Consider the following 12,456-nt stretch of genomic DNA (forward strand, 5'->3'; position numbering starts at 1 on the left):
CAAAAGGCTTTCGGAACTGAACCAAAGAACGAGCGCTAGCGACGATAGATCTCCAAATCTGGAAAAGTAGGGCTTCCCGGAGTCCAAAACTCGACGCTATCGGCATGCATTTCGTAGAACTCCCGGTCCACGGTGATGCGAACTGCCTGAGGCAGGTATCCATCGACGAAACGATAATCTTTGTCGTTCAGATGGACTGCCTCCAATCCTAACGGAAGCAATTTAGGCCGATCGAGGATTGCGCGGAGATCACTAAGCGAAATTGCCGGGTCGGGTCGGGTCGAAAAGTCGAGACTTTCGTCCGCGTAGTCATCCAGATCGAGGGCACCTCCTTCGCCGGAAGCGATTGCGCTCTCAACGGCTTTGACGGCGTCGTCGCGTTTGCCTTCGGGCCCCGTTGACTTCGATAGAACAGTCTCCTCAATGAGCTTCGGCAATCGCGCGAGGATCGGCTGGAGACCGCCAACTACCTTTTCGAAGATTGATATGCGGTCGCGAAGCGCACGATAGACGTCGGCTTCGACGGTGTCCTCATAGTGCAAATTGACAATCCGGATATCAGAAAACCTCTGTCCGAGACGATCGATACGTCCGATCCGTTGCTCAACGCGCATCGGATTCCAAGGCATATCGTAATTGATCAGCGCTCCACAAAATTGGAAATTGAGCCCCTCTGCGGCCGCATCAGTGCACACCAGAACTTCGGAATGCCCTTCCTTGAAACGCCGCTTGACTTCATCTCGCGTGATCGAGGTCCAGGTCCCGTCTGCATTGCGCACCTCGCCTCCGCGGCCAGAATAGCACATCACGGAATACCCAGAAGACACAGTCTGATCGCGCAAATAGTCCATAGTGTCAGTAAATTGGGTAAACACCATCACTTGTGGATAGCCACTTCCCTTAAGCTCATGAAGAACTTTGGAAAGCTCTAGCGCTTTGCTATCGGTAGGTAAGATACTGATATTATCGACAATCCTATCGATTGTCGCGATCTCCTCAAAAGCAAACGCGCGGCGCTCATCTTCTGAAACCGCATCGACATCAATCTCCTCACCCGCCTCGACTTGGTCAGCGGTGTCTTCATCAATTCGGCTCTCGTCGGCGACCGTGAGAGATCCATCAACGCCACTCTTTCGCTTCTGCATTGTTTGCCGAAGCGCATGAAAGCTTGAGGCAAGTCGTCGCCGATATATCGTCATTACAAAGCCGACGGCATTGCGTGCGTCCGGAGCGGCCGCGTCATAAGTCTCCGAAATGTAATTCTCGACCTGTTGGTATAGGTCGGCTTCTTCTGATGAAAGCGGAATAAAGCGATCCTCGACTTGGCGTGTTGCGACTGCCGTCGAGAGCCTTCCGGCTCTGAAGTATTTGCGCAGCAATTCTCGAGTATGCCTGGACACCAGCGCACGGACTGGGGTTGATCGCTGTAGGATAGCAAGCGCGGCCCGACGTTCGTCCGGAGACAGTTGGCGTCTGGGAATTGCAACCGGATCTCTGAGCGCCTCCAGAATCTTCCGTGTCTTGAGGCTGCTTAGTCGTGTTTGTTTTTCCGCGTCAGCTCTCAACACTTCTCCGTATCGAGCTTCGTTCGCGCGAAAGAGAGCCGAGAGCCAGTCGAGGCTCTCGTTCGTAACAGGTTCCTTGGCGACCTCCAAAAAAAACCGAACGAATGCATCAGGCGACCAAGCCTCTGGGAGCCCCAAGAGATCGAGCAAATCCCAAAGCTCCGTTGCATGAACCTGCAACGGTGTCGCAGTTAGCAGAATCAGTCCCTCGGTGCGGCTTTTGAGAGATCTCATCAACTGAAGCAGACGATTTGGACCTTTGGCCTGCGGCGTTCCGGCCCCCTTCGTTCGTGCATGGTGAGCTTCGTCCAAAATAATAAGATCCCACGGATCCGCGGCATTCAATAGCTCTTGATGTCGTTCCTGTCGACGGGCGAGGTGACTTGACATGATGACGAAAGGCTCTCGATGCCACGTGTCACGCGAAACGAGCTTTTCGAAATCATGTTCGCGAGCGGGCGAGCGATGCCACAAGAGTTTATGACCATCGTAAATTGGCCAGTTTAGATTGAATTTTTCGCGCAGTTCAATCTGCCACTGTTTGCAAACATTCTTGGGCGCAAAGATCAGGGCCCGCTTAATCCTGCCGGCCAGCCACGATTGTCGAAGGAGCAATCCGGCCTGCACGGTTTTCCCAAGGCCGACCTCGTCGGCAATCAAGAGTTTGGGCGGCCAATTATCATAGAGGCGCTGAAACGCTCGCACCTGATGGGGCCAGGGCACAACCGCCGAGGTGGCCTCGCCAACCCGATCTCCGCCGACATGCTGACGGGCCGCGTTAGCGATCCGCGCCCAAACAGCTTGGCGCTCCTCGTCCGGCGATAGAAATGGCGGCGAAGACGTCGGCATGGAACTAGGGTTATTGTCCGACGCTGGTATCGGTCCGCGGATTGGGGATTTCTCCGACGCGTCAGCATGTCCGATGAGCCGCTTCGGTAGTTTGCCGGGATCGGGCAAAAAAGTTAGAAGCTGATCTCGCAGCGCGGTCGGCACATCAATCGTGATCGCCCGCCGCGCCTTATTGGCCCAAAGTCTGGCGAAGCTAGCTTCTTCTTCATCTACGCGCGGGCCATCGCTCCACGAGGTGAAGGCGTTGAAGCTCTCCCAGTTCCGTGTCCATCCGTATTCGGTCTCGTTGACACTGCCGTTGAAGGCAAGCCTGTCGCCGGTTTTGTCCTCAATGATTCCGGTCTTCTCATGGAAGATGCTATCGTCGCGGATCGGTCGCCGATCCTGATCACAGGGGACGGCAAGTCTCACGTCTAAGAAGCCGTTCGTGACCATCCAGGCGACTAGTTCAAGCGCGTCGATTGTTCGGGGGTCAGCGGATAGGATGGGCATCTTGATTAGAGACTTCTCGACCGCGTCGCGCAGGGCTTCCCCGCGCTCAATGGCGGCTACATCTTCTTCACCTAGCGTGCAGCCGACGATCAGCCGCATCCGGCCATTATTAACAACGAGTCCCTCAATGCCTCTTGCGGCCAGAGCCAGCGCGCGGGCAGAGAAATATCCAGTCAGCCGATCATAGCGGTTAGCGGAGCGCAGCGCCGGGATGTAAAACAGTCGGATGAGATCACCGTCGTCCGGTGTATATTTGAGGCGCCACGCAGTGTCGCGCAGAAGCGTCAAGCGGCATCCTCCGCAAACAGGGATAGCTGCTGAGGTTCGCCGATCCTGTCGGAAAATGCGAGGCGACGTAGTTTCTCTAGGGCGTCGAAGTCGTCCGCAGCCAATTTTGCATCACCGACTGCGACATCGAAGCCGACGAAGTTGCGCGATGGCGGCAGCACCTCCAGGACGGCCTCAAGCCCCGCAAGGAATTGCGGGTCGTTCTCGACACCTGCATCCTTGAGCAGATCGATCGCCGCTTCCAACGTGCGGGTCCGCCCGTGATGAGCGGCGTGGTGGATTGCGTCGATCATCGCCCGCGAACCATCCGGCGGTCCAAGGGCATTTTTAGCGGCGCGAGTGGCGCTGTCCCAAAGCTTGATATCGGACCCCTTCTTTTCACAAATCTTTCCGATCAACTGTCCGTCGAGGTCGGCACCTACAGCGCGAGCGAGGCGCAAGCCTTCATCGTAGCTGAACAATGGGGCCTTGAACGCATCCCATGCCAGCACGAACCAAGATGTGACTGCATCGAGATCGCCGCGGCCCTTGGTCTGGGTGAGTTGGTTTAAGCGCCATGTCTTCACCTCCCTGCGGGCGGCGTCGAGCGCATCTTCGGGCGTCACCGCATACGGGTCGAATTCCTCTGCGAAGAGTTCGGCCTGTTTGCGACGCTTTTTCGCCAAAGGTTCGGGGCGGGGTGTGCCGCGCTTCAGGGGCCAATGACGAGAAAATTCCTCAAGCGCCGGACCGAAAGAAGCAAGATAGAGGTCAACACCGCTGATTCCGGCTTTTTGAAATTCGTCGACGCGGGTGCGAACCGCCTTCGCAACCATAGGCTCGACATCTTCCCAATAGGTAGTTTCGTGGCCTTCTCCTTCAGCGCGCGGGCGGCAAACGAGGAAGATCGTAGAATTGGCGGCGGCCTTGTCCTTAATATGCAGCGAGCCTTCAGCCTCGGTATTTACTGGCCAAGACGCTGTTATAATGAAACCTGCTTCAATTAGTCCCTTCGTTAGCGCATCCCATGCGCTTGTGTCCTTGTGCGTGAACATTACGGTCATGACGCCGTTTGGCTTTAGAACGCGCCGGCTTTCTCCGAATATGGCGGCCATTTTCTCCTGATAATCGCGATTGGCGAGCGCATCCGCACCTTTTTGGCCCGCGAAATGCGCCTTGTTGGCAACTGCCTCGGATTGCTTGTCAGTAAGACGTTGGGTGAAGAGCTCAGGAACAATTAGTCCGGCCGTGCGCTTTAGCCAGACATAAAAAAAGTCAGACAGCTCAGAATACATAACGTTTGCGCCATAGGGCGGGTCCATCACTATTGCATCCACCGATGCGTCTGAAATGTTCTCCAAAGATGATCCTGGTCGGCAACTAATTGAGATTGACGGTGGAGAAAATGATTTCTTGCCTAAGGATAGTAAATCTCCTTCGTTGTCCCCCGGACGGGTCAACTGGATCAGCTCATCGAGAGCCTTTGCGGTTTTACTGATGCACCAGTCGTAACCCATGCCTTCAACCGTAGGCACCATTTCGCAATAGGACCAACAAAATGCAAAGTCGTGTCTATCGAATATGGAGCGGAATGTTTGCTTCAGAACGTCCCATCTCCCCGATCGGTTCGAATAGTTGAACATCGTATCTAGAGCTAGCGCGAGGTAGATAAACGCGGCCTTGGTGCAGTCCGACAATTCGCCGTTCGATAAATTTCTTGATAAGATTTCATGATACACTTCGACACTAGTGCCATGACACAGCAATTGCCTTGGCGTGAAGAAATCGCTCCATTTCCGCATACCATAACGGCGCGGTTCCGTTGTCTTGGCACCGATTGGTATATCTTCGTTGGGAATGCAGTCGGAGATTGCCCAGTCAACCAATTTGGCTGAGAGAAGATCGTCTATGAGTGCTTGGTTGTCGTCGTTTTCGTTGGGCGCACGGTAATCTCGGATCCATTTATCGCGTCCGCGCTTACCAGCCTTGGTCAGAGTAGCGGTGCGGCGCTTGAACACCACGGCGAAGAGCTGGCTACCCAGCTTTTCCTGCGCCTGCCGTTTGATTTCATCTCCCTCGATGACGCGCTGACAATCTGGAAAGGGACACATACCATCGCCATTCGCGACTGTGCCTTGTGACTGTTCAGCCGCTGAAGCGACAATCTCAAACTGACAATAGCGCCCCTCACTTCCTGGCCCATCTACGACCTTGGGACGCAGGAGAACGCCTGCGCCGTCAGGAGATAGGCGCCAATTCGGAGACAGCGGCACCTTTCCACTGCAGTGAGGACACTGAACCGTGTGTGCCCATAGGTAAGTTAGATCGACCTTATCAGGCGCGTCGGGCTGAGAATAGATTCCGGTTAGTCTATTCGCGAGTTCCTTTCGGAATTCACTAGCGACTCGGGCATATTCGATCTTCAGTTTCTCTCCGAGGGCAATCGGCCATTCCACAGTCGCCCTTAATATGAGCGCGGCAACCGGATTCAAATCGTTGGCGACAACCGAAATGCCAAGCCTCGCAGCTTCGAATGGAATGCTACCTCCACCCGCGGTGGGATCGAGCACGAGCCTGCTCGGTGGAGGCAAATTCTTGTTCAGCCATTCCTGATCCGCGTCGTCTAGTCCGTATGTATATGCTCTAGCATAGCTATACGGATTCTCTACTCGCACCCCGGTCCGCTTGGCAGAAAGAACCTTTCGTCTTGCACTAACTGGATCGCCATGAATGCCCAAGGCATGCACGAACTGATCGTGATCGGCATGCGCAGGCAACAGGGACGCAAGAAGCGCCGCTCGAGAGGCCACTAGCGGTCGGCGTGCCCACCAAACATGGAGGTAGTAGACGGGGGGAAGCTCTTGTAACGATCGCCGTTCACGCGAACTTTCTTCACCAAGTGCCGCAATCGGTAACCACCGCTCTATTAAGCGCACATCCGTCATTCGTTCGACATTCTTCATTTCGCTGGATCGGTGAGGAGTATACGGAGCGCAGTGAAGACACGGCGTGGGTTCTTACGATGAACCGACATGCCTAGCCAATAGCCCGCCTCTTCCTTGCCCATGACTTCGATACCCTCGGCGACAAGGCGCATATTTTCTCGATTGCGCATCGGGGCAAGTGTGCGGAATAAAAGGGCGAGGCGCAAAGCGGTTTCCTCAACAAGCGCGGAACCCATCCCCTCGATCGGCAAGAGATCAAGGCGGATACCGCTCTCCTTCAAGCGCTTGAGAATTCGGTGCTCTGCTAATTCGAGGTTTCGCCCGCGCAGGCCGGCGAGCCGGATGGGGGCCGTGATCTGCGGCGTCGCCAACGAGGGAAGCTGCCAAACTTCTACCTCGGTATCCCCCGGTCCATGGCGACGAGCCCGGAGTTCGTAAACGGGGTGGGTCTTTGAGACCATCGCGAATTCTTCCTTCCGGCGCGGCACTCGCATTATCCCACCTGCGCCGTTGCTTCAACATATGCGGCCGCGCTTGCAAATCGCGTCAGCTTGTCGATGAATTTTTCCGCAACGTCTCCTTCCAGTGCGAGCCCGCCATCGAACGCAAAAGAAATGCCGGTCTTAAGGTCAGTATCTTTTGCTGCACGAAATTGAGGTTCGAGATAGTCTTTCATCGTAGACGCGTCCTGCGCCGTCCCATTGAATTCAAACTGCATCTCACTATCTTGCGCCGTAATAAATGTCCCGCTGAGCCTCACAGATCTCTTTGCTCCCGCAATCGTATTCGCGACCGGGATTAGCTTAAAGGCATCTCCATATTCGAACAGCCGGATGATGACGCGATCAATCTTGTCGATTTTGGCAATTCTAGCTTGTTCAACGACCTTCCGTAAGGCCTCCTTCAAGACGCCCTCCGCCTTGAAATTACTAGCGTTCGAAATGGCGCCGCTAAGGTCTCCCTGCTGCTTCTCACTAAATACCCCGGACGATCCATTTGCGCTCGCAGCATTTGCGCCCTCAAGTGGGGGAAGTGGACTGCTAGAAATTGAATCGCCTCTACCCGACACTGCGGGTTGAGCGGGCGGCGCAAGTGCGGGCCGTGGCCACAACCCCTTCGTCTTTGCAAAATCTATCGTGAATATCGTGGTATCTTCATCGATGTTGATCGACGGCATTGGGTCGTTTGGACCAGCGATCAATTCGCCACGCTTGTAGATATAGATACCGTCTTCAATGCCTTTCCGGATCGCCTTCCGAAACGCATCGTCCGAAAGAAGAATTGCAAGTGAGGGATCGCGGCGAAACTCGTCGCGCAAATCACGGGTTGTTATCTGACCCTTCTTCAAAGGGGTTCGATCCCGGATGTAAGAGGGAGAATCAGGCGCATCGGAGGCATCACGAATCTTGTTCTGACTCTGCAATTGACGAACGATTTGAAGTTGGCCTGACCCCGGACGCTCAGAAGCATTCTGAATATCGATGACGGAATGCGCGAGCTGCACCGAACCGGTGCCGCCGAGTGCGTTGCGAGACGGAAAGAGAATGTGACGGTAGCACTGCTGGATGGCGATTGCGGCTTCCGTCTCCGACTTCTTTTCAAGTTCAAAGACCTTCGCTTGCTGATGCTCGGCAAGCTCCTTGACGCGCTCCGGCCGCTTAAGCTCTTGTAGTGCGAGTCGGCGCACGGTTGCGCGCTTCATCTCGCTGACTTTTGTTTCGTCTGCAACGACAAAGACGAGATTGTTTCGCAGCGACCTAAGGCCGCTTCCATCCGCGCCCTTCCGTTCGAACATGCGAACGACGATTTCGGGAATCTCGCGAAGATCTGCCCCTATTTCAAGGGCGTCATGCGACAGCAACACAAGCCTGGGCTTGCCATCTGACACGTCGTCCGGAACATCCCATGGTCCGCCGGGGAAGGGGATAAGTTCAAAGGCGTGGCCGCCGAAGATCGTCTTTGAGCGGTCGACAAGCTGGGTCCGCGCCTCACCTGGATCGATATTCTTTTCTTCGCGACCAATGACCTGCGTTAGATTGGCCTCCGCATTGAAGCGCAAGGGTGCTGTCGGACGATCATCAAGATAAGCGGATTCCGCGCGGAACTTTGTCTTGGCGTCATCTATGAAAGATAGGTCTGCTGAAGGGCTCAGAATCGAGTAGCGAAGGTGGTCGGCGGTAAGGCCCTTCAAATCGTTGTTGAAGGCAAGCGTGTGTATGAAAATTGTGCGGGCGACGTAGGTGCCGTAAGGCAGCAGCCCTTTGAAGTGCTTGGCGTCCAGTTCTTGGGCGAGGGCAGGCTTCTCGGGAGAACCCGCGATGTCGTTCATGATGGCGGGAACGAACGCGCCTTGTTGCAGTCGGGTCGTGAATTCTCGGCGAATTACATCCGACCCGAGATCGATGTGGTGCAAATGGATCGCAGAAGCGTCCGTCGGTCGATTTGCCCAGACGGCGGCAACGGTCTTTGCAAGAATGCGAAGCATGCCGCGCACACGCTGGAATCCCCCAAGAGTCGCAGTTTTCCCCGTGAGCGTATCCAGGACGTCGGGATGGAACGGATAAGTCAGGCCGAATTCTCCGCCCGTCGCGGATCTGCGAGCTTCCTCTGACAGAGCGTCGCGATGATTTGTCCACTGTGTTCGATAGGTCGCGACGACGTCACTCGCGCGAGATTCGTCAACCGACGAGAACAGGCGCCTTCGGATCACCTTCGCGGTTTCATCGTCCCTTGTCGGATTGAGGTTGGTTGCCTTTCGGCCCGATACGCTTTCTAGCTCCGACATCGCGGTGGAGAGGAACTCGTTCTCCTCGGCGAACGCATCTATTCCTTTCCCGTCTGATCTGACGGCAAGCGTATAAACGACAGCTGCTTGGGGTGTGCTCTCAATCGCAGTCAAAAGCGCCTTGAGAAATGCCGTGAGCTGGTCGCGTCCGCCCATATGTTGCACGCGGCGAAGGTATTCGCCCAATTCATCAAGCACAACGAGCACAGGCTCGCCGCCGAATAACTCCTTTATGGTATCTGCACCTGGAGCAATTCCTTGTTCGTCGGAGCGGCGGACGACCTCGTATCCGGCCTTACCGGCGAGCTGATAGGCAATTTCCCCCCAAGGAGTGTGAGCGCGGATACCGTCACCCATCGGTCGACCGTTTGCGGGGTCGGCATTTTCGCCATCAAAGGCTGCAACGCGAACGTGGTGATTTGGGACAAGGGTTGGATCTAGGAACTCCGAAATATTCGATACGTTCTTCATCCCTGCTGCGGCATGGACGAGGGCAATCAAGCCGTGCGTTTTGCCGCCGCCAAAAGATGTGTCGAGCCGAAAGACGGCGGATACGCTTTCACCCTTCCCGGAAAGTCGTCCGCAAACGTTGACCAAGAGCTCCTTGAGGCCTTCGGTCGGATAGGTATTGGTGAAAAACGTCGGGGGATCCGTGTAGTCGCGTGAGGCGCGCCCAGTTAGAACATTCGCCAGATTGGCGGCGTAATCGCTGTCCGCGGTCGTTCCTTTCAGCACGTCGTCGCGTGGCTGGCATAGGTCAAATATGCTCGGAATCGTCATGCTAGCCTCACTTTTTCCCGCCTGACCAAGCGCAGATTCTGCTAAAAGCAGAGCCTCAAGGTTGGCTAAACTCTGCCGAGGGCGGGCCCGCCGGTGCGGGGGATTGGTTCAGCGGCAAAACTTCCCGCTGAAATTGAATACTCGGCAATCAGTGGACGGCAAACATAGGAAAAAGACGAATACGCAGGCAAGGTCATTCCGGGTTGATCCACCACCTTTGTCTCACAAAAAGGCTGCTGAGAGTCGGAATGAGTGGTGTTGATGTCGCTGGTTTTGCTTCGGCAATGCGGCGATAGCTCCTCCTCTAGGTCGGCGACCATGATGTGACCTCGGATGCCGCTCGGACAAATGTCGCCGTGCTCGCCCAGCGCGATTGTGATCTCGTTGTCCGTCATTCGGCCGGTGACCGGGCAGGGAGCGAGACCGGCGAGCCGATCGGCCAAGCCCGGGCGATCGAGCAACAGTGACCCCATCGCGACGTGGATTTGATCGACGTTGCCATTACCCGCGACCGGAATCAGTCGATCGATGATGGTCGTGTAGAGAACGGTCGGAAGAAGCACTTCGGTCATTTCGACCCAACGTTCGTGATATAACTCACGACCCATGCCATACCGCGAATCTGGTGCGCAAGCAGGTTGTGTGTTTAGTCTCTAGTCTAACCGCCTCGGGTCATGCTTTCCTGGATGCCGTTCAGAACCCTGAAGTTTGGTCTAAAACGAAGGCTGCCGCAAAGAAGGTCGGGGGTGTCGGACTCGACCTCCTATTTCAAATTGCCAAAGCAGAAGCAAAACGGTTTGCAGCTGAGAAATTGGGCCTGCCCCTCTAACTGGTAGCCTCGGAGGCATCGGCAAGCAGAGTCTGAAGAAAATCGAGTGAAGGTTTGATCGAAGAGTTTGGGCGCTTAGCGAGTCGCTACGGAAGTATCTTTTTATAAATGTCGAGAATCGCGCGTAGGTCGTCGCCGACCTGCGCGAAAACCAGCAGCAAACCCTCGTTCTCCTTCTTGAGCATATCGCGACGTATGTGAAGGACCATTTGGGCTGAGCGCAACCCCTCGGAGTTGGCAGGGAATCGAAGCACGTGGCCGGCAATTCGCAAGAGAGGCTTCCCCTCACAAGTGATTTCCTCGATTGCGGGAAACTGCAGATAGAGAATTTCACCTTCGGCCCATATTGTTCCGTGGTGCGGGGGCGGTTCGACTTTTGAGTCGGGAGGCCCGTGATAAAGCGTGACGGTCATTTCTTGGTCAGCGCCTCAGAGTATTCTATGAGACCTTTTTCGTTGTTCGCTCTCCATAAATCCCGTTGCTGGAGGATGACGCGGACAAGGGTGGCAAGATCAGCATCGTCCCTTTCAAACCGCATCGTCCCTCCCGGGATAGGATATTCGCGGCCACCAATCGTGACCGACTTCGATCGCATCGAGAACCAGGTGTCATTGTTATCGTCGAGCCAAACCAAGGCAGCTGGTGGGGGCACCTTGTCCGCTGCGTCCTTAACGATCCTCATGGCGGGAGGCTCCTTCGGGGCGTTCATAGGCATTCAACCGCAGCGAGAGGCCTGGAGCAATCAAAAAGGCGCGGAAATCGCGCCCCTTTCATTATCCAACTTTCTCCAAGACCTGGCTTCAACTTCTCTTTTTTGCGCTTTGTTTGCGCTCGGAACGACGGCGAGCAGCCGAGAATGTGATTGCGCAGTGATCTGCAGAGTGAACACCACTCTTGACTAGCGCTTCGCGGACTTGAAGCATCTGTTCCTTGTAGGTCGTAGGCAGATGTTTGGCACGATAGGCGGCGACGTTGCGCACCAGAATTTCGTAGTCGTGGCGCGCGAGCGTAAGCGTAGGCATTTGGCAATCACCTGTTGGCGTGGAAATCTCTCTTGCCCGAAATTGACTGGCCCGAAGTGACGCGGGCCAGCTAAGATCCAACAGAGAGATGCAGAAGAGCTACTTGCCGCATGGGGTTTATAGCGCCAGCGAGAAGGTTTGCTCCTAGATTCAGAAATGCCGTGCCAGAATGTTGCTCAATGGCAACGTTGAAGCGAAGTGGCTCCCTCAAGATCAGCGAGCATAACATGCGGCCAGATGCTGGTCGGCCAGATGTTGCCGTGCTCGCCGAGAATGGTGATGCACGGCACCGGGATGAGTCATTTGGGAGCGCTGGCAAAGGCACCAAATTTGGGTGTCAGTCATTCCTGACTACGGTTGCGGAGCTGAAACAGGGCGTTGGCCGATTGAGTTTTATATTTGATCAGCGGTTACTGATGTCGTCTCTACGTCGGTCGTTATGTCCTTTGCTGGGCCTCTCGCCATGGCTTCGACTGTTTCAACGACACGTCGCCGGATGCTTCGATCGTCGATCGAGCGAAACGCTTTCAAGAGGCGAATGCATTTGCTGCCTCTTTCGCGCGCTGCTCCTTCGTCAACATCGTCTCCGCATAATCGGCTGAACCGCAGTCTAATACCGTCGTGACAAGCCGCACCACCGTGAAAGCCCGGTGTTGCCCTAGGAGTGGATTAGAAGCCCGCTGATGAGTCAGACTCCTCTTCCCAGCGCTGTTCGCGGCTACGATATTTGACTCGCCACGGAAGCGCGCAGCGGATCCTTGGAGCGCTTGAAGTAGTGCCCAGTGTGGTGAGAGCGGGCGCGGAGCGAAAAGACCGGCGCTAGCAGTCGCGGCCATGCGCCGGAGGGCGCGCGTGGCCGGAGAGGCTCCAGCTTCCGTTACTAGGGCGTGCGCCGCCGGAGGCGGCGATGGCCGGGAGCATG

8 protein-coding genes are annotated in these 12,456 nt (G+C 55.6%); 1 reads left to right on the forward strand and 7 read right to left on the reverse strand.

The annotated features are described in order from the left end of the window. Nucleotides 1–35: 35 nt before the first annotated feature. The 5 genes from BI327_RS24745 to BI327_RS24765 all read right to left on the reverse strand — a co-directional run bounded on the left by BI327_RS24745 (nt 36) and on the right by BI327_RS24765 (nt 10,255). Nucleotides 36–3,194 (reverse strand): helicase-related protein, encoded by a 3,159-nt coding sequence (locus tag BI327_RS24745; protein WP_076863823.1) that lies wholly within the window; start codon nt 3,192–3,194, stop codon nt 36–38. Beyond that, nucleotides 3,191–6,136, reverse strand: coding sequence for a DUF1156 domain-containing protein (locus BI327_RS24750; protein WP_347337680.1), 2,946 nt, complete (start codon nt 6,134–6,136; stop codon nt 3,191–3,193). The genes BI327_RS24745 and BI327_RS24750 overlap by 4 nt, the downstream gene beginning before the upstream one ends. Further along, entirely contained in the window at nt 6,133–6,612 is a 480-nt protein-coding gene (locus BI327_RS24755; RefSeq protein WP_076863825.1) for a DUF7680 family protein, read from the reverse strand. The genes BI327_RS24750 and BI327_RS24755 overlap by 4 nt, the downstream gene beginning before the upstream one ends. Then, nucleotides 6,612–9,683, reverse strand: coding sequence for an ATP-binding protein (locus tag BI327_RS24760; RefSeq protein WP_076863827.1), 3,072 nt, complete (start codon nt 9,681–9,683; stop codon nt 6,612–6,614). The genes BI327_RS24755 and BI327_RS24760 overlap by 1 nt, the downstream gene beginning before the upstream one ends. Before the next feature lie 65 nt (nt 9,684–9,748). Next, the gene (locus BI327_RS24765) at nt 9,749–10,255 is read right to left on the reverse strand and encodes a hypothetical protein (protein ID WP_143271684.1); all 507 of its coding nucleotides are present in this window, start codon (nt 10,253–10,255) and stop codon (nt 9,749–9,751) included. A 68-nt stretch (nt 10,256–10,323) separates the two neighbouring features. Between BI327_RS24765 and BI327_RS43785 the strand changes: the two genes are divergently transcribed. Beyond that, complete coding sequence (locus tag BI327_RS43785) at nt 10,324–10,512, forward strand: DUF2513 domain-containing protein (protein WP_394329886.1); 189 nt, start codon at nt 10,324–10,326, stop codon at nt 10,510–10,512. Between the two features lie 86 nt (nt 10,513–10,598). On the opposite strand, the gene BI327_RS24775 is transcribed toward BI327_RS43785, so the two are convergent. After that, nucleotides 10,599–10,925, reverse strand: a complete 327-nt coding sequence (locus BI327_RS24775; RefSeq protein WP_076863833.1) for a hypothetical protein — start codon at nt 10,923–10,925, stop codon at nt 10,599–10,601. Continuing rightward, nucleotides 10,922–11,194 (reverse strand): hypothetical protein, encoded by a 273-nt coding sequence (locus BI327_RS24780; RefSeq protein WP_143271685.1) that lies wholly within the window; start codon nt 11,192–11,194, stop codon nt 10,922–10,924. The genes BI327_RS24775 and BI327_RS24780 overlap by 4 nt, the downstream gene beginning before the upstream one ends. Between the last annotated feature and the right edge of the window lie 1,262 nt (nt 11,195–12,456).

This window comes from Bradyrhizobium mercantei (assembly GCF_001982635.1).
Lineage (GTDB): Bacteria > Pseudomonadota > Alphaproteobacteria > Rhizobiales > Xanthobacteraceae > Bradyrhizobium > Bradyrhizobium mercantei.